Source organism: Vibrio cyclitrophicus (assembly GCF_024347435.1).
Lineage (GTDB): Bacteria > Pseudomonadota > Gammaproteobacteria > Enterobacterales > Vibrionaceae > Vibrio > Vibrio cyclitrophicus.
In genome coordinates this window covers 1,971,134-1,990,425 of the sequence record NZ_AP025480.1, presented here as the reverse complement: position 1 = coordinate 1,990,425, position 19,292 = coordinate 1,971,134, and the positions used below count along the sequence as shown (strand labels likewise).

Here is a 19,292-nt window from a genome sequence, read left to right as displayed (position 1 = left end):
CCAAGCTCGAGTTACTTACCATACCTTCGACCCTGTCGGTGATGTGAACCAGTCCGTTTGAAGTGTACCGCCAGACTCTGCCCACGTGGTTAGATGTTCATATGCTTCACAAGTATCAATACGTTCGTATGGGTGAGACCATTGGCCTGGGATATCTAGAGCCCATGGGTGGCCAGTCGTGTTTTGATAGTATTCACCTTCACTTGTTACTGTATCATCATCACCAGCACCGAATATTGCGGTATCTGCTACATCTGTATTTGGATAGTTCATCAAGTGAATCTCTCTACCTCTCGCGTTGGCTTTGTAAATGAACGGGTTAAAATCCGTATTGCTTAGCACAGGAATTGAACCATCAATCACCAGCGAGACACTGTAATCGATTAAGCTTCGTGCATCACCCGACTCTGTGTTGTAAAAGCTATAAGTGCTTGTACTTGGCAGCATCGCTGCGACACTATCAATCACAACAAATACCAACTCGCCTGAGTGACCGGCCTCTGGAGTTAACGCTACGGTAGAGCCGTTGTATGTTTTGGTCAGTGAAGTGACATCCGTGTCTTCAAGCCCTGCTAACGAAATAGCGAAACCATTGTCTTCAGCCGCTCCACGAGCAATAGCTTGGCCGTAGTAATCAAAACGAGTTATTTGGTTATTCGCGTTTGTATAAACACCTAATGCGTAGTGGCTAACAAAGTCATTCAGATCGTAGTCACCCTCATTTGGCCATAAATCTTCGTAGGCTAATGTGTACCATCCACTGGTTGGTGTTCGGCTATAGAAAGCGATTGTCGGATCGTTTGGTGCGTAGTCGTTTGCATCTGATACACCATCACCGTCACTATCCCCAATTGAAGGCCATGCAATCTCAGCGATTTCACTGATCAGCCCATTCTGGTCAATAGCGATGACCTGAACCTTCCAAAGTTCTCCAACTTCAGTTTCACTGGCCGGCAACGTGGCATTACTGTTGTCATTTTTTCCGACAAACTCATCATCCACATAGAACCCTTGACCTACATCGACAAACCAACGGTAGCTATAAGTTACAGAATCACCGTCTGGGTCTTCCGGTGTTGGACCGGTTACTGTCACAACCAAGTCGTCATTATCACCGAGTCCAGTGCTGCGACTTAGAGTTGGTGTAGAAGGAGGGGTATTAGCAATGGTGACATAAGTAACACTGATAAGGCTGTAATCCAGCGTGGTTAGCCAACCGTCGTTATTCACATCAATATCTAGGTCTACATTCACAAGACTGTCGTCAAGTGAAGCGATAGGGAGGTCAAAAACGGTTGTCGACCAGTTATTGTTGGTACCTTGTAAGAACCCGGGAGTAAGTAAAGAACCGTCAACAGCGATACTGTCGTATTCTCCGTTTTCTCCGTGGTGTGCTTCTGAATCAACATCATAAGCGTAAATAGTGAGTGTCGCTGCGGTAATCTGTGCGCCATCAGGGACCGTTAAATTATGTTGCCAAGAGTAGTCTTCGTTTGCTCGGCTGTAGATGTCGAAACCATAACCAGAAGGCGCGATGTAATGTGGTGAGGTACTACTTGCATCGATCTTTTGAGTCACTGTTATTGAGCCATCACCGTTAGTGGTTGTTGTGTTTTCTGTTGCAGCTGCAAACGTCTGTTGCGAGAAAGAACACATAGCGACTGAACCCATCACCATTAGAGATTTTTTAATATTTTTCATGGCAGCTATCCTTAGTCAGAATCCAGAACAATGTCGCAAGAAACTAGCAAATCAGTAGTGACGTTATCTAGGTCAACAGTACTTCTACACTCTTGACCACGCACCTGAGCAACGATTTCCAATCCTTCCCAGTTGGTTGGAATGCTAAAGTCACTCACTAATTCACCATCGCGGTTCGACATACCAGAGTAGAAGGCTTGAGAATCTGTTTGGTCTGAGGTCACGCTGTATAGTTTGATGATGTGGGAACCGCGAATTGGAGCCGGCTCACCGTCCCTGTATGAAAAACTACTGACGACAATGACGCTCATTGTTCGCGAAGCCGTTCCACGCCACTCAAAACTGTCTGGTACAGCAATATCAACAAAAGTCGTATTGGCAGCTGTTGCGGCAGGACTCGCAGCGCTGTCAGTTGAGCCGCTTGCACCACCTCCGCCACCAGAACTGCCTGACCCGCCACCACCACCGCCGCAGGCGATGAGAGACATTGATGTGACCGATGTTAAGAGGAGTGTTTTTAATTTCATCATCATAATCTTCCGTAATTAATTGAGGCCGTGTAAAACTTAAAGAGCAATGACTGTGCCAGTTTTTATATTGTTGATAAAAAAGGAAAAATTTGATTTTTTGATGTGGTTTAAAATTAATTGTATATCAGCATCTCAATTAGAGAATCAATCTGACGATAACGAATAAATGACGGCCTGATAATGAGATTTGATAGGGAATTGGATTCAGTTTTCACGAATGCTGAGTGAGGAAAGTTGAATCTGTAATAAGAGACATTTGACTGGTATTTCTCTTGTTCAATAGGTGGTGGGTATCGGTTTTTACATCAACACAAACAGAATGAAAAGAATGTTAATTCTTAATAAATGTCAGAAGCGCTTTAATTAATATTAAATCGCAGGTTTCGACCTTGATTGGGCAGAGCTAGATGGTAGCGTTAGTTCACCCAAAACAAATAGCACAAGAGAAGCCAAACCAAAAAGCGATGATCAGGCCTGTCTATTCCATGGCAAGTTTAGAGTTAAACCTTGGCTATGTTTAAAGGTGAGTGAGTTTACGTGACTGACTCACCTTGTCGTTATTTCATCTTGTTACTCGTCGAACTTATATTTGACTGAATTATTGGTTAAACTTCGCGCCACTCTTTTCTATGTATAGCTTGGCATTAGAATAACCAAGCAAACACCTTTTTGATGACCTTTTTATTTATGAACTCCTCGCTGAAATGAACGCCAATAGCCCTGAAAAATCACCTTAGACGCTTCGGGTATCGAGCTGATTAATAACACACTCATTGATTCTGAATCAGGTAATCAGGCCACCTTATCTCCCTCAGAAAGCTTGATCCTTGAACATTTAGTGAAGAACAGCCCAAAAGCCGTTGGTCGTAACTTTTTACTTGAACACGGCTGGCCGGGACGGGTGGTGGCGGGCAGTTCACTGAATGTTGCGGTCAAGAACATTCGTACAGCATTAAATTCGCTTGAGTATGATTGCAAAATTTTAACGGTTCAAAAGGAAGGGTATAGATTCAATGGCCCGAGACAGGTTGGTAGTTATTTATCGATGCCAACGCCTACGACTGACATACATGTTGAATCGGCAATTGTTGAATCGACATTTTCAGAGAATGCCGCCACCACAGATGACTTAACATTTGTAGCAAAGCTCACGCCTTCTGGCATGAACAGACAAGGTGGAAAATCAAAGCAACAGTACCCACAATCTCATCAGTCTATAGTGAAGCACTTTATCACTCGTCATCAATCTCGTATCGCTGGAATCGTAGTCAGCTTGTGTCTCGTCATGTTGTTTTATCAGTTTGCGTTTTTTATGGATAAGAGTCGTTATCGTGGCATGGATGTTTATCACGATAATTTGAACTTTGATCAATCGCTGTTAACTGAGTTGAACACTGTCTCAAAACTCGGTGTTGATTTACTTTACCTACATCGTATCGGAGTTGGGTGCCAGAATATTCAAGCCGTTGCGCTGATAAATGGGCGCTGGAGAGAGATGAGTCATCAGTTTAAATCTCTCTCTTGTGATGGCGATAAGCGAGGCTAACCGATATGAATCGTAAGTTTTGGATGCCTATCTTGCTCACGCTTTTTGTGATTATAAATGTAGGCTTAATCTCTGGGCTCGCAACTAAAAGTGCCTATAAATTTTCCGCAGAGTATCCAATGGTAGGCTGGGAAAAAATCTCACTTCGATTGGAAAGTGGTCGGGTAAAAATGCAGTACATTGGTTACGACATCGATGGAAATGTTGCTCAAACTAAGCAAATGTTTGGAGTGTTCTTTCGCTGGGGGAATCACTACTACCTTTATCAATTGGACCAAGACCAAGCCCAAGATAAACAGACTTTCAATATCAAACACTTATACATCCAACAAACGCAAGGCAAGCGCAGTGTGTTGGTGTCAAATCAGCGTGGCCTTTATGTGACAAAAAAAGGCACGCCGTTAGAGCTGAAAGGCATAATGTATGGTGATCGCTTACTCTAGTTGAGAGTATCAACGAGTAGAAAGCCTTTGGTTAGCTTTTACCCAAGACGTTCAGCTTGGTCTTAATAAAGTCACTGTGGTCAACGTAAAGCAGTTCTGCGGTTTTGCGGATCACTGAATCTTCAAGTGGATCAATCTCTCCATCAGCATGTGCCACTTCCCACATTGCCTTTATTAGATCTATGCGGACTGGTTGAGACAGCTCTCGCAGTTGAGAAGTAAAGTCGTAAAGAGAGACAGATTGTTCAACTTGAGGTTCAGCTTGCGCCAATAAGGCTTTGGATTCGTCTTCAGTTATGTTCAGCAGGCGTTGAAGCAAGTGAAGTTTAGCTTCTTGTTCGGATTCGTTAATCGCGTGGTCTGCACCGGCGACTTCACATAACAAGCTGGCGATAGCTAAGTTAGGAGAGGCGGTTGGCGTTTTACCTAAATCAGAGCCTTCAACTAATTGTTTAAATAACGAGGTAAGTGAGTTAAACATAAGATCATTCCAGTTATGATGAATATTATTACTATTGGGCCTACAGAGTGTGATCGCAAGCGTCTTTACTCAAAACTGACATTACGGATGAGCGAGCAATAAAGAACACTTGTTAATCAGGCTCAGGGAATCGTGTGACTTTCCCATCACCACTTAGTGTCGTTATTGCTTGCGGTTTGCCTTCGCTATCTAACTTTAATTCACCAATCGCACTTCGGTTTGAAAGTCGATAGAAAGTCTGATTATCAGGGCTACGTTTTTCAATCTTTAAGCGTTTTCGCTTGGTGAAATAGTTCAGAATTGAGCGTGGGCTATACAGCAATCGGTCCCATACATCACAGAATTTAAGCAATGAAGTAGGGAACTGGTTTTTAATACCACTGCAAGTAATCTGATAGATATTCGGGCTGTTACGGCGGTATCTAAGTTTAATGTCGTAAGCAAAAGAGTAGTGAACATCACCAGAAAGCACGACGAAGTTGGTTGGTGTTTTGGTGTGGGTAAAGATACTGATGAGTGTGTTAGCACTGCCCGGATGTGCCATCCAGTTTTCCGCATCAATCACCAATGGTTTACCGATTGTGGTCGCCATTTTTTGCAGTGTTTCAATAAACTTCACGCCAAACATCGGCGCAGCAGAAACAATCACCACCTTATCTTGATGGAGCAGCTGGTGCTGAAACTCAATTAAGGCTTCCCAGTCCATCAAACCAGAAGGTTTATTCATGCGAGATTCTGATCGCCAGCGACGCGTTCGAGTATCCAACACAATGACTTTTGGAGACGTATCTATCGTGTAATGCCACTCTTCAAAGCGACCGAGCATCTCAATGAAGGCCTGGTGTTTGTTTGGTTCTATGTTGCCAACAGAGTGTTCAGTATTGTTGCCGCCAGTTTCATTCTGCGCTTGATTTTCAGCATGCCATTGAAAACCAAAGAGCTGTTTTGCTTGCTTGATGAACTCTTTGTTAAAGCTCTCCGGTTTGTTACCCCAACCCTGACACATCCAGTAGGCGGCAAGGCCGTTACCAATCACTTGAGTAGCAAACTGATTTTGATCGACAGCATGTTCCCAACCCACAGTCAGGTTCCAATCATCGGTGACATCGTGATCGTCGAAGATCATGTACGTTGGAATATGAGCGAACAGACGCTGCACTTTCGGTAGACCTGCTATGAAGTCATCAATGATAATGCTCTCGTCACGCCATTGTTGTTGCTCTGCCGGTGATAATTGACGTCCAGCTTCTGTGAAATCATTTTCGATCAATTGCTCTCGGTTGATGCATTGCCACAATGTCGGAGACCAAACCAGCAAATACATCGCGATGAATTCTGACAAGGTGACCAAGTGATTCTCACAATCGGTCGAGCTGAAAATAGGGATTCCGCGCTTAGGAAATAGCTTATCAAGCAACGAAGCAGAGGTGTTGTGGTGTGGCAGTAAATGATGACGTCGATACAGCTGATATTCACTCTTAAACAAGGCTTCACTACTGTCGATTGTGCTTACCTGTGAATCCGTCGGCAAGCTCTCGCCCACAAGACCAAGCAGTTGAATCACTTGTTGAATAGCATCAAGCGTTGGACCTGCTACATGATCGGCGTAGATCTGGTCGCCGCTCATCATTAGCATATCTGGCCGTTCAAGTACCGTTTGCTTTCCGACCTTGTTATCTGCAGCAACTAGGCTGTCTTTGCTCGGGTGATGAGGATTACGACAAGAGCCATGCAGGATATAATCAGCAGTCGTTGAGATCTTAAATTCAACGCGAGACTTGTCGCTATAAACAAGGTGAGGAGCCCATGTGGCCAGTGACCCTAGTTCGGTGTGAATGTCATATTCAAGGGGCGTATTGGTAGGGAACTCACCCTTTAATTGAATCAGGGTTACCCAAGCATGTGTCCCCACTTGAATTGACCCTTGTTCATCAAGTGGCGACGAATAAAAAGGCGAATCTTGCTCTGCGTTGAATAGTTCAGTTGAGCCTGTAGGTTGTGAACTCGTCACCATCCACAGTACCACCTCGTTGGCGGTGGTTTTTCTTAAAATTGGGCCTGCAAGTAAGAAGGGAAGAGATGATGTCGTCGAACGTTTCAATGCGGTTCCTAAATCGGTAGCGTTAGTCTTTGAGTTGTCTCGTTTCAAGATCAGAGGTTTCGAACTCTGGTGTATCAGGCTCGTTAATTTCGAGAGCAGAGATGTCCTGCTCTATCGCTTCAGATTGATTTGCTTCGAGTTCCGTTGTTTCAGCTTCTGTCGTTGCCTGATCTGGCATTTCAGACTCCGTTGCCTCAAGCTCTGTCATTTCAAGTATTTCGATAACTTCTGAACTAGAAAGTTCATGGCCCATTAGAAATATTGCCAATAGGGCATCGGCTTTTGTTTTGGTATCGGACGGATCGTCCAGTACTTGTTCGAGTTTTTCTCGAATCATAGCGATTTCGTGTTCGACGAAACCACGGCCTTCATCGTCCCCTTGGTTTTCTTCAGGGGCATTATCAAACTCAAGAAACAGCATGTCGCTATCGAGTCTGGTGTTAACCAAACGCTCAGGCAACCACTCTTCGCCCATGACAATATCTGGATCGGAATCTTGGGGTAAGTGGTCTATAATGTTTTGTAATTCTGAGACTTTCACAATACTTTCATTTAACCGAGAATATTCTTCATTGTAACGGTCAAAGTCGATCAAACCTAAAACTAGTTGGCTGGCATGGCCAATAAATGTCTATTCAGTAACACAAAAATTATTACAAAGAGTAATTACACAAGAATGAAGCACAAATTTTCACCGAAGCTCATTTCGTATGGAGCGGTTTTATTGAGTAACGCTTTTCTAGGTAATAGCGTAGCCTGGGCAGCCGAAGAGCAAGAATGGGGCATTGCTGCAATGTTCCGCAGTGCGAGTATTCCCTACGATACATCAGGTGGGGATCAAACCGTCGGTTCTTTTGTTCCGATGCTATTTTTTAAGAATGACTATGTATTTATCGACGGTACTGAAATGGGGGCTTACCTCTACCAGACTGACGACGAAAAATGGTCTCTTAATGCGATATCGCGTATGCGTTTTATTGATATCCCTGCTTCAGAACAAAATGCCATTGAGGGTGATACTGCCGATTTTGGTGCGCAAGTCAGTTATCAGTGGGATGAGCAGTGGAAGCTTGAAACCGAGCTAATGAGCGACAGTGAATACAATTTTCACGGAAATCTACGCGCCAAAGCAAAGTATGAAACGGGCGATTGGGAGTTTACTCCGAGTGCGACACTTCGTTATAAAAGTGCCGATTTCAATAGTGCTTACTATTCAGCCGAAGGCGAGTCGATTGGCGCAGGTATCGATCTTAATGTGGGTGTTGAAGCACGTTACCACGTGGTTTCCAACTTATACCTACTTGGTTCAACTAGTGTCACTCGATTAGACGACAACGCTTATGATTCATCAGTAGTTGAAGATCGTTATCAAGGTGAACTTTATCTTGGTTTTGGCTTCTTCAATGACAAAGAGAAAGCGCCGAAACCGAAATTGAGTAACGCGCCGTATTTACGTGTCGCGCACGGTTGGGCAACGCCATCGAATATTGGCGAGATTATGAAGTTCAATACTGAGAAAGACGAATACAATAACCAACTGACCTCGTTTTTCTACGGCCACCCGCTAACAGACGAAATCTTTGGTCTCCCGCTGGATATCTACCTAACACCGGGTATCGCGCATCACTGGAATTCAGATGTTCAATCGAGTAGCACCGAGTACATTATTGCGATCAAAGCGTATTACACCTTTGATTGGCCGACACAGTGGAGATTTGGTGTGGCTGAAGGTATGTCGTACATCGACTCGATCACCTACATCGAAGGCTCTGAGATGGATCGTAAAGGTTACACCGCAAGCCACTTGTTGAATTACCTAGACTTCTCATTTGGTGTCAATGTGGGTGATTTGATCGGCAAGAACGACTTAAACAATTTATGGTTCGGTTATTCGTTGCATCATCGTTCTGCGATCTTTGAAAACGCCTCTCAGTTTGGACGTATCAAAGGCGGTAGTAACTACAACACGGTTTACTTCCAATACGAATTTTAAGCGCGGTTTCAGCCGTGTTTTAACGATGGTTTATGTTGTCAGTTTTAACCATCGTTTGGATAAATATGATGTGTATCCGAGTTAGCTTTCATAGCCTTCGTTAGTGTTGGCTTGAACAATCAGCCTGATAGCAAAAGGTTTTCCCTTTGATGTCAGGCTTTTTTGTTGAAGAGTTGTGGTACAATCGCGCGAGTTTAATAAGTACAAGAATAGGACACGCTTTGACTTCGTCTCCGGAAAAAGCAGACAACAACAAGAATGCAGTGCAATCTCAAGCGACAAACAAAAAGTCGACATCGACTCAACCTGCATCGAACTCGTCTGCCAAACAATCAGTAAAACCTGCTAAAACTTCTCAGAATAGCCCAGCTTCTCTTCGTAAAGCGCTCAACGAATGTATGATGCGCGATCGCTTCCGTTTGAGTAAGCGAATTGCTGGTGCAAGCAGAATCAAAAATGAACAATCTAAAAATGCTGTCTTTGATGAGATTGCATTGGACATTGCCAAGTCGATGATGACGGCAACCCAGCGTGCTGCGCAAAAGCCAACGATTGAATACCCAGAAATTCTACCCGTCAGCCAGAAGCGCGAAGACATCGCGAAAGCCATCGCTGAAAACCAAGTGGTTATCGTGGCGGGTGAAACAGGTTCAGGTAAAACCACGCAGTTACCAAAAATCTGTTCTGAGCTTGGTCGTGGCCGCTTTGGTTTAATTGGTCACACTCAGCCTCGTCGTCTTGCGGCCCGTTCGGTTGCGAACCGTATTGCCGAAGAGATGGAAACGCAACTGGGTGAGTTTGTTGGTTATAAGGTTCGTTTTAACGACCAAATTTCTGAGAACACACAAATCAAATTGATGACCGACGGTATTCTACTGGCGGAAATCCAACACGACCGTTTCTTAAATCAGTACGACACCATCATCATCGATGAAGCGCACGAACGTAGCCTTAACATAGATTTCATCATGGGTTACCTGAAAGAGTTGCTGCCAAAGCGTCCAGATCTGAAAGTGATCATCACATCGGCAACCATCGATCCAGAGCGTTTCTCTAAACACTTCAATAATGCGCCTATCATCGAGGTATCAGGTCGTACTTATCCTGTAGATACGCGTTACCGCCCGTTAGGTGGTGATGAAAGTGATTCCGATCGCGACCAAATTGAAGGCATCTTTGAAGCTGTTGATGAACTGTGTGATGAAGGGCAAGGCGATATCTTGATCTTCATGAACGGTGAGCGAGAGATTCGAGATACCGCAGATGCATTAAGTAAACGTAACCTGCGTGATACTGAAATAGTTCCACTTTACGCACGTCTATCGGCGGGCGAGCAGAACCGTATCTTTCAGTCTCATACTGGCCGACGTATCGTTCTGGCAACCAACGTGGCAGAAACTTCGTTAACCGTTCCTGGTATTAAGTATGTCATCGACCCGGGTACGGCGCGTATTAGCCGTTACAGCTACCGTACTAAAGTACAGCGCCTACCGATTGAGCCAGTGTCTCAAGCAAGCGCAAACCAGCGTAAAGGTCGTTGTGGACGTGTTGCTGAAGGTATCTGTATTCGTCTTTACTCTGAGGAAGATTTCGAATCACGCCCAGAGTTTACCGACCCAGAGATTCTCCGCACTAACTTAGCCTCCGTTATCCTTCAGATGACAGCTCTTGGCCTAGGCGACATTCAAGCGTTCCCATTTGTTGAAGCGCCAGATAAGCGCAACATTCAAGATGGTGTAAGGCTACTTGAAGAGCTAGGTGCGATAGCGACAACCGAACCCGCTGCGAACAAAAATAAGAATCAAGGCGACGACAAGAAGAAGCTAACCGCTATTGGTCGTAAATTGGCTAAGTTGCCGATTGATCCGCGTTTGGCTCGTATGGTAATTGAAGCGCCACGCAACCGATGCTTGCACGAAGTCATGGTGATTGCGTCTGCGTTGTCGATTCAAGATCCGCGTGAGCGCCCGTCAGATAAGCAGCAATCGTCTGACGATAAACACAAGCGCTTCTTCGATAAAGAGTCGGACTTCATCACGTTTGTGAACCTGTGGGATTACATCAAGCAGCAGCAAAAAGCGCTGTCGAGTAATCAGTTCCGCAAACAGTGTAAGCAAGATTACCTGAACTATTTACGTATTCGTGAATGGCAAGATGTGTACTTCCAAATTCACCAAGCAATGCGTGAATTGGATACCAAGCTGAATACTGAGCCGGGTAGCTACGATGGTATTCATATGTCTCTGCTGTCAGGTCTGCTTTCGCACATCGGTATGAAAGACCAAGAGAAGAATGAATATCAAGGTGCTCGTAACGCACGCTTCCATATCTTCCCTGCGTCTGGCTTATTCAAGAAGCAGCCTAAGTGGATCATGTCTGCTGAGCTGGTGGAAACCTCAAAACTATGGGGTCGTGTTATCGCGAAGATTCAACCGGAATGGATTGAACCGCTAGCGAAACACCTGATTAAACGTAGTTACAGCGAACCACATTGGTCGAAGAAACAAGCGGCAGTAATGGCACACGAAAAAGTGATGCTTTACGGAATCCCAATCATTCCAAAACGCTTAGTTAACTACGGTGCGATTGATGCCACTGTCAGCCGTGAATTGTTTGTACGCAGTGCATTGGTTGAAGGTGAGTGGGAAACCAAACATACGTTCTTCAAACAGAACCGCAAGCTTCTGCAAGAAGTGGAAGAGCTTGAGCATAAATCGCGTCGTCGCGACATCTTGATCGATGATGATGAACTGTTCGACTTCTATGATCAACGTGTTGGCGAAGAGGCAGTGTCAGGCCGTCATTTTGATACGTGGTGGAAGAAGACCAGTCAGAAAACACCTGAGCTGCTTAACTTTGAAAAGTCGATGCTGTTCCGAGGCGATGCTAGCCACGTTACTGATTTGGATTATCCGAACTTCTGGCACCAAAACGGTATTAAGTTGAAACTGAGCTACCAATTTGAACCAGGTGACGACAACGATGGTGTAACGGTACACATTCCGCTGCCTATCTTGAACCAAATTGACCAAAACGGTTTTGATTGGCAGATCCCAGGCCTGCGTCAGGAACTGGTGATTAGCCTAATTAAGTCACTACCAAAAACGCTACGCCGTAACTTTGTGCCTGCGCCAAACTATGCCGATGCTTTCTTGGCACGTGTAACCCCATTAGAAGCACCGTTGTTGGATTCTCTTGAGAAAGAGCTACGCCGCATGACAGGTGTCGAAGTGGTACGTGACGACTGGAAGTTAGACCAGATCCCTGAGCACTTAAAGGTAACATTCCGCGCTGTAGATCATCGCAAGCGTAAGCTGAAAGAACAGAAAGACCTGCATGAGCTAAAAGAAAGTCTGAAAGATAAGGTTCAAGAAACGCTTTCTAAGGTTGCTGACGACGATATTGAACAACAGAACCTGCATACCTGGAGCTTTGGTGAGTTACCAAAAGTTTATCAGCAGAAACGCGGCGGCTACGATGTTAAAGCCTTCCCAGCACTGGTGGATTCTAAAGACAGCGTAGAGATCAAACTGTTCGAAACCGAACAAGAGCAGATCTCGGCAATGAAATCGGGTCAGCGTCGTTTAATCCTGTTGAACGTGCCATCGCCGATCAAATACCTGCACTCTAACTTGCCGAACAAATCTAAGTTAGGCTTATACTTCAACCCATACGGACAAGTACTCGATCTTATCGATGACTGTATCGCTTGTGGTATTGATAAGCTAATTGAAGAGAAGGGCGGTTTGGTTTGGGAACCAGAGCAGTTTGAAGCACTGAAAGAACACGTACGTGCAGAGTTAGGCGATACGGTTGTTGAGATTGCTCAACAGGTAGAAACCATTCTAACTACGGCGTTCAGTATCAGTAAGAAGCTGAAGGGCCGCGTAGATCTTTCGATGGCATTTGCACTTTCAGACATCAAAGCTCAGGTAGAAGGTTTGATTTTTAAGGGGTTTGCCACAGAATGCGGGTGGAAACGCTTGCCGGATATTCTACGCTATATGAAAGCTATTGAGCGTAGAATGGAAAAACTGCCGATTGACCCTAACAAAGATCGCCTACATATGATCAAAGTTGAGTCGGTAATGAATGATTACAAAGAATTGCTGAATAAAATTCCAAAAGGGATCGCGGTTCCAGAAAACGTAAAAGAGGTGCGTTGGATGATTGAAGAGCTTCGTGTAAGCTTCTTCGCACAGCAGCTCGGTACGCCTTACCCAGTATCAGATAAGCGTGTTAAAAACGCGATTGATGCTTGCTAAAGGAATAAAGCTAGACGCAATAGCAAGGTTTGGGTATAAATCTTGCTTATTGCATTACTAATTGAATAGTTATTACATACAGGGCGACTTGGTGGCAATTTATTACCACTCAAGGCCTGCCACTAGGACGAAAAAGGTCGAATATGAAAAAAACGTTATTGGCATTAGCACTACTAGGTGCATCTTCAACAGCAATGGCTGATTCTTGGTTGTACGGTGGTGTAATGGGTGGTCAAAACTCATTAGGCAATAAAGAAGAGACAGCGATGGGTATCCACGTAGGTACTGGTATTCTTCCATTAATCGGCGTTGAAGCGGGTTATTGGGATCTTGGTTCTTTCGGCAGCGTTAATTACGGCAACCGCGATCTTAAGAATTTAGACGCAAGCACTACTTACCTAGCGATTAAACCAAGCATCGATTTTGGTCCTCTTCACGTATACGCGAAGGGTGGTCTTCACTCTTACGAGCTTAAAGCTGATGGCTTCAAGCAAGACGATGTTGATATCATGTACGGTGTAGGCGCTGAATACTTCATCTTTGGTCCACTATCTGTAGGCGCTAGCTACCAAAACTTCAAAATGAAAGATGACGACTCTGGCGTATTCACGCTAAACGCAACTATCCACCTACTGTAATTACTTGCAGTCAGTGACGGACGTACCGTTGGTCACGGATATTTGTAGAGTTCGTAAGAATTCGTAAAAAATGCCAGCTTGATAGCTGGCATTTTTGTATCTGTTAACCGTGTAATCGCTACTCTGTTTTCTTATAACAGATAGCAAGCGGATGGTTATTTTTTACTGTTCAGAATACGCTGAATTCTTGGGTTAATCGCTTTACCGTGTTTACTTTCGTACTCTTCACGTTTTAAATCGTTCAGGTTCTTTACAGAGTTAGCGGCAAGAAGGAATTCTGGTAACTCAGTTTCAAGCATGCCTTTCTCATCTAAACGTTTCGCTTCCAAGTAATACTTCTTGAACAGGCCATCGAGTTTGTTTTCAGCCGTACGCTTTAAATCGTACAGTTTATTCTGGATTAACCATTGCTCAATCTTATTATCTGCAGAGCGTGACAACACTCGAATACGGCTATCCAACAACTCTTCTTCAGTCAAAGAATCTTTCAGGATCCAAAGCTCACCCATTTGCGGCGGCCAACTGTTGCCAAGTTGAATACGTTCATGACAGTGCATTAGCACGCGGTTAAGGCCGTCTGAATCGACTGAGTTAGCAAATTCAATAAACTTACCGCTCGGCTCGCTACCGTATTGGTATTCCCATTGTGTTTCGTACACGCTTAAGAAAGAACCAAACACATGGATACACCAATCAGTCAGCTCTAACTCTGCCGGATCTTGATCGACAACAGGCACTTTTTGAGACGAGCCTGCGTCGGTAGCGTTAGGTGTCGCTACATTAACTTCAGTGCTTTTTGCTTCAATTATTTCAGATCGTGCAGGAACGTCAGATACAACAGGCTCAGAAGGTTGGCTTTTTGCCTTTTTGAATGAGCTGCTGCCTGAAGCGTTCAGATGGGCTAAGCTTTTGTCTATACCCATTTCCTTGAGCTTGTCCTGCATTTCCTGAATATTGAGCGGTCTTCTGCTGTTGTTGTCTTTCATTTTGCTTCTCGTTAACTAGCCAGTACTGCAGCTTGGATTCAATCCGAGATAGTGGCATTAATTCATTAGCTTTGGCTTTATACCAAAGGACAAATTTCTTCCATACTAAACTATGGTCACCGGCCAAGCCGGAGAATTTAAACGCACGTTCTGCCCATGATGGGATCTCTTCTTCGTTGAGATCATGAGTAGAAACGGTGTTGCTGTTCATTGAGCCTCGGCCTTGTGGGCGAGGAGCATATTGCGTGTTTTGCATTGGTGCCGGAGCAGGCTGAAACTTGGGTGCAGGTGCAGGTGCAGGTGCAGGTGCAGTAGAGTAAACCGGAATACTATTGACCGGTTGAGTTTCAACTTGAACCGCAGCTTGCTCTTGCTCAATGAGCATTTTGAACACGTGTATCTCTTTCTTGTCTCGATAATCTACTTTTACTTTATCGAGGAAACCTTGGTCGACTAGACACTTAAGGCAATCGGCTAAACCAAACGTCGAGAGAGCACAAAGTTGACTTGCTGATTGTAGGCACACATTGGTGAAACCGAACTCATCAGCACCATCTGCAAGCATCAATAAAACCAGTTTTTCTGCTGGGCTAGAAGTATTCACTTGCCAAGCTAAATAAGAATATTTGGCGCTCAATATCGTGTTCTCAAAAAGGTAAGTCGTTGTCACTATTGTAAGTCACCCCTTACCGAATTTATAGCAACTTAACAGAAAACGACATTAGTAAGCCAAATATTGACCATAAGGAGAGGTCTGCCCCAAAAAGTAAGCCTACACTCATTCATTCTCGTGGGTTATGCCTGGATTCACTAAGCAAATATCGATAACGATTTAAAGTGCTAGCACTCTTTTTCGGCTAAGAATGGCCAATTTACTTTGGTATTCGGTTCGTCAAAAACAGCTCGTTTTTATTGATATTCATTGACCGTTCTCTCACTTACTCGCCCGTTTACTTACCCTTCCATACATAAAGTGTATTTAATTTATAAAACACCTTGATATGATCAATATTTGCGCTATTATGACGATAAGTCAGAAATGACGAAGCGTCACAAAATGGTTAAGTACATGAATTTGCTATTCGTGTTAATATATTAAACAGGAGTGTTTTAAATACTGACTCAGCTTAGGTGATAGCTAAGCGAAAATACGGACTGAGAAATTATGTTTGGCTTTGGTTGTAAAGGCGATAAGCAAAGTATCTTTGGTTGTAAAGGCGGCTTGTCTAAAAAGCAGCAGTCTATTGCAGACCGAGAAGTAGAATTGATGTTGTTAGCGAAAGATCTGGTTCGAGAGCAAGGGTTCGGAAACCTCACGATGGATAAGCTAACGGCAGCGAGCTCTTATTCGAAAGGTACGATATATAATCACTTTTGTAGCAAAGAAGACGTGGTTTTAGCGTTGTGTATTCATTCTTTAAAGGCCGAGGCACTGATGTTTACTCGTTCTGGAGAGTTTGAAGGTAACACACGCGAAAAGATCGTCGCACTGCACGTTGCTTATCGAATCTATGCGCGCATGGAGCCGGTACTGTCAACTTGTGCGATCATGGCAAAAAGCCCGTGGGTACTAGAGAAAGCGTCTAGTGCACGTGTAACCGAGATGAACGAACTCGAAGAATTGGTGATTGAACAAGCCGATTCAATGGTTAACCAAGCAGTAGAAGTGGGTGACCTAAAGTTCTCTTCTGGTGTGGGTTCAGATGCCATCGTGTTTGCAAACTGGTCAATCGCATTTGGTTCAAATGCCTTGTCACAGAACGCATCAAACAGTCATTGTATTAAGCGGTTACAAGACCCGTATTCAGTATTACATAACGCGAATATGCTGCTCGACGGCCTGAACTGGCAGCCCCTTTCTACCGATTGGGACTACCGTAAAACCTGGCGTCGTGTAGAACAAGAACTGTTCAGTGAAGAGATCGCTTACTTAGAATCAGTAGGTCGATAGCTTCTATTAAGCCCACTTATGTGGGTTTATTAATAACCATTTATGACGATTCGTCACAAACTTAAGTTTAGCCTAATGTGGTTTAGGTTTTCTTGAGTGTATGACCAAGAATTGTGTCTTTTGTCAGCTTCGGCTGGCTTTTTATGACACAACTATGACGAATCGTCACAAATGGAGACTGTGATGGAACATGACAGCCAAAAGCCCGCTTTCGATCACCAAAATCGAGATAACCGTAATATCGATAGCGTAAACGGGGATCTCAATAACCGTTGGCACTCAATACCGACCAAGCGTTCGTTTATCGTTCTGCTGGTGGTTTTTTCAATCATCATGCTCTCTGCATTAGGGGCGAAGAACCTCTACTTTAGAGGGGATTACAACATCTTCTTCGAAGGCAACAACAAACAGTTGATGGCGTTCGATGAAATCCAAACTACCTTTGCGAAAACCGACAATCTCGCGATTGTTGTCGCACCTGATGGCGGCAACGTCTTCACCCCAGAAACCCTGACCTTAATTCAAAATCTCACCGTTGATGCGTGGCAGATCCCGTACTCAAGCCGTGTCGATTCTTTGGCCAATTATCAGCACACCGAAGCTGTTGAAGACGACTTATTGGTGGAAGATCTGCTGTATGAAGAATACGAACATACGCCCGAGCGAATCGCCAAAGTGAAACAGATCGCGCTAAACGAACCTCTGCTTAAGAATGCGTTGGTGTCGGCTTCTGGTGATGTGACCATTGTTAACGTGACCGTGCAATTACCTGAAGTAGATAAAACCGCGGAAGTGCAAGAAGTCATAGCAGCAATCAACACTATGATCGCCAAGTATCAAGCGGACTATCCTAACGTCGAATTCCATAAAGCGGGCATCATTGCTATGAACAATGCTTTCATGATGTCGGCTCAAGAAGACAGCTCAACACTGGTGCCATTAATGCTATTGGTGGTGTTGGTATTCCTGACCTTTATGCTGCGCTCATTCTTTAGCGTGGTGGCGACCTTAGTTGTGATTATCTCTTCGATTGTCGCGACCATGGGGTTGTCTGGCTGGGCAGGGATGTTCCTCAGCACCGCAACGGTTAACGTCCCAACTTTGGTACTGACCCTAGCGGTGGCCGATTGTGTTCATGTGATTGTGACCATGAGACAAGCCATGCAGCGTGGCATGGAAAAAGCACAAGCTATTCAATACAGCATCAAGCTTAATGCGATGCCGATTTTGATTACCTCAGTGACCACCGCGATTGGTTTCTTGATGATGAACATGTCGGACTCCCCCGTATTACGAGACTTCGGTAACTTATCGGCATTGGGCGTGATCATCGCATGTTTCCTATCCGTGACTATGCTACCTGCGCTATTAAAACTGCTACCAGTTAAGACTTTACCAACGAATGAAGTGGCACAAAGTAAAGTGACCTTCATGGATAAGCTCGGTGACTTTGTGGTAACTAATCGCAAAGCGTTATTGCCTATTTCTACTCTAGTTATCGTCGGCGCCGCGGCATTAATTCCACTGAACAAAGTGAATGATGAATCGGTGAAGTATTTCGATACCTCAAGCGAATTCAGACAAGCAGCCGACTTCATGGAACAGACTGTAAGCGGTATGACGACCATCAGTATTGCGGTCAAAACTAACGAGTCTCAAGCGATTGCTGACCCCTTGTTCTTACAAGCGATTGGTGATTTTACCGATTGGCTACGTGTTCAACCAGAAACCGACCATGTTGCTACGCTTTCTGATGTTTACATGCGTCTGAATAAGAACATGCATGGTGATGATGACCGTTATTACCAACTGCCACTTAACCGAGAGTTAGCCGCGCAATATCTACTGCTTTACGAGATGTCTCTACCTTATGGTTTGGATTTGAATAACCAAATCAACGTTGATAAATCATCGATCAAAATGGTACTGACGGTTGATAACCTCGGCAGTGTGGAATTGGTTGAACTCGAAGAGCGTATCTACTCATGGTTTGCCGCCAATGCACCTCAGTATGAAGTGGTCGCGTCGAGCCCATCATTGATGTTTGCTCACATTGGTGAAACCAACATGGCGAGCATGCTATCGACTCTGCCAATCACCTTAGTGCTTATCTCTGGTTTGATGATCTTCGCATTGCGATCGGTTCGCTTAGGCATGATAAGCCTAGTGCCCAACATTGCGCCTGCGATTATTGGCTTTGGTTTATGGGCGCTTATCTCTGGTGAGATCAACCTTGGATTGTCGGTCGTGGTCACCCTTACTTTGGGTATCGTCGTCGATGATGCGGTTCACTTCTTGAGTAAATACCAACGCGCAAGAATGGAAGGGCAATCAGCGGAGGAAGCGGTTCGTTACGCCTTCCACACCGTAGGTCGCGCTTTGTGGATCACCACTGTTGTGCTAGTGGCCGGTTTCTCTGTATTGGCAATGTCGAGCTTCAGACTCAATTCCGATATGGGCTTACTCAGTGCGATTGTGATTTTCATTGCGTTGGTGGTCGACTTCATTTTGCTACCAAGCCTGCTGATGATCTTCGACAAACAGACCCATTACTCAGACCAATCCCAATACGAATCAAAATCGTCTGTTAAAGCTCAACCTAATACGACGGCTGAACTGTCGACTTCAATCAAATAAGAAAACGTCAGCCTACTGCG

Annotated in this window: 14 protein-coding genes; 7 read left to right on the top strand and 7 right to left on the bottom strand. The window is 44.5% G+C overall.

All coding sequences use genetic code 11. The features are described from left to right. Positions 1 to 15: 15 nt before the first annotated feature. Positions 16 to 1,701, bottom strand: a complete 1,686-nt coding sequence (locus OCW38_RS08675) for an LruC domain-containing protein (protein ID WP_102277541.1) — start codon at positions 1,699 to 1,701, stop codon at positions 16 to 18. Positions 1,702 to 1,712: 11 nt separating this feature from the next. Further along, entirely contained in the window at positions 1,713 to 2,234 is a 522-nt protein-coding gene (locus OCW38_RS08670; RefSeq protein WP_261893723.1) for a hypothetical protein, read from the bottom strand. A gap of 835 nt (positions 2,235 to 3,069) precedes the next feature. On the opposite strand from OCW38_RS08670, the gene OCW38_RS08665 reads away from it, so the two are divergent. Both OCW38_RS08665 and OCW38_RS08660 read left to right on the top strand, forming a co-directional pair. Beyond that, on the top strand, positions 3,070 to 3,777 hold the full coding sequence (locus tag OCW38_RS08665; RefSeq protein ID WP_261893722.1) for a winged helix-turn-helix domain-containing protein: 708 nt from the start codon (positions 3,070 to 3,072) through the stop codon (positions 3,775 to 3,777). A gap of 5 nt (positions 3,778 to 3,782) precedes the next feature. Continuing rightward, on the top strand, positions 3,783 to 4,220 hold the full coding sequence (locus OCW38_RS08660; protein ID WP_102277539.1) for a hypothetical protein: 438 nt from the start codon (positions 3,783 to 3,785) through the stop codon (positions 4,218 to 4,220). Positions 4,221 to 4,251: 31 nt separating this feature from the next. Here the strand turns inward: OCW38_RS08660 and OCW38_RS08655 are convergent, their stop codons facing one another. From OCW38_RS08655 to OCW38_RS08645, 3 genes are all read right to left on the bottom strand, one after another. Beyond that, positions 4,252 to 4,701: a tellurite resistance TerB family protein gene (locus tag OCW38_RS08655; RefSeq protein WP_010441358.1), complete on the bottom strand. Its 450-nt coding sequence runs from the start codon at positions 4,699 to 4,701 to the stop codon at positions 4,252 to 4,254. A gap of 112 nt (positions 4,702 to 4,813) precedes the next feature. Further along, the gene (locus OCW38_RS08650; RefSeq protein ID WP_016767262.1) at positions 4,814 to 6,802 is read right to left on the bottom strand and encodes an alkaline phosphatase D family protein; all 1,989 of its coding nucleotides are present in this window, start codon (positions 6,800 to 6,802) and stop codon (positions 4,814 to 4,816) included. Positions 6,803 to 6,824: 22 nt separating this feature from the next. Continuing rightward, a complete protein-coding gene (locus OCW38_RS08645; RefSeq protein ID WP_016786235.1) occupies positions 6,825 to 7,343 on the bottom strand; it encodes a VC1380 family protein in 519 nt (172 codons plus the stop codon). A 135-nt stretch (positions 7,344 to 7,478) separates the two neighbouring features. Between OCW38_RS08645 and OCW38_RS08640 the strand changes: the two genes are divergently transcribed. From OCW38_RS08640 to OCW38_RS08630, 3 genes are all read left to right on the top strand, one after another. Next, positions 7,479 to 8,795 carry a MipA/OmpV family protein gene (locus OCW38_RS08640; RefSeq protein ID WP_261893721.1) on the top strand — a complete coding sequence of 439 codons (1,317 nt, stop codon included), beginning with the start codon at positions 7,479 to 7,481 and terminating at the stop codon, positions 8,793 to 8,795. 221 nt (positions 8,796 to 9,016) lie between these two features. Further along, a complete protein-coding gene (gene hrpA, locus OCW38_RS08635; RefSeq protein ID WP_029189154.1) occupies positions 9,017 to 13,060 on the top strand; it encodes an ATP-dependent RNA helicase HrpA in 4,044 nt (1,347 codons plus the stop codon). Positions 13,061 to 13,203: 143 nt separating this feature from the next. Then, positions 13,204 to 13,698, top strand: a complete 495-nt coding sequence (locus OCW38_RS08630) for a porin family protein (RefSeq protein WP_261893720.1) — start codon at positions 13,204 to 13,206, stop codon at positions 13,696 to 13,698. A gap of 155 nt (positions 13,699 to 13,853) precedes the next feature. Here OCW38_RS08630 and OCW38_RS08625 read toward each other — a convergent pair whose 3' ends face one another. Together OCW38_RS08625 and OCW38_RS08620 are read right to left on the bottom strand one after the other, a co-directional pair. Further along, on the bottom strand, positions 13,854 to 14,621 hold the full coding sequence (locus tag OCW38_RS08625) for a hypothetical protein (RefSeq protein ID WP_010441345.1): 768 nt from the start codon (positions 14,619 to 14,621) through the stop codon (positions 13,854 to 13,856). Continuing rightward, positions 14,542 to 15,354 carry a hypothetical protein gene (locus OCW38_RS08620; RefSeq protein ID WP_016784551.1) on the bottom strand — a complete coding sequence of 271 codons (813 nt, stop codon included), beginning with the start codon at positions 15,352 to 15,354 and terminating at the stop codon, positions 14,542 to 14,544. The genes OCW38_RS08625 and OCW38_RS08620 overlap by 80 nt, the downstream gene beginning before the upstream one ends. A gap of 495 nt (positions 15,355 to 15,849) precedes the next feature. On the opposite strand from OCW38_RS08620, the gene OCW38_RS08615 reads away from it, so the two are divergent. Beyond that, positions 15,850 to 16,635, top strand: a complete 786-nt coding sequence (locus tag OCW38_RS08615) for a TetR/AcrR family transcriptional regulator (protein WP_010441341.1) — start codon at positions 15,850 to 15,852, stop codon at positions 16,633 to 16,635. A 171-nt stretch (positions 16,636 to 16,806) separates the two neighbouring features. Beyond that, positions 16,807 to 19,272, top strand: coding sequence for an efflux RND transporter permease subunit (locus OCW38_RS08610; protein WP_315974523.1), 2,466 nt, complete (start codon positions 16,807 to 16,809; stop codon positions 19,270 to 19,272). Positions 19,273 to 19,292 lie beyond the last annotated feature (20 nt).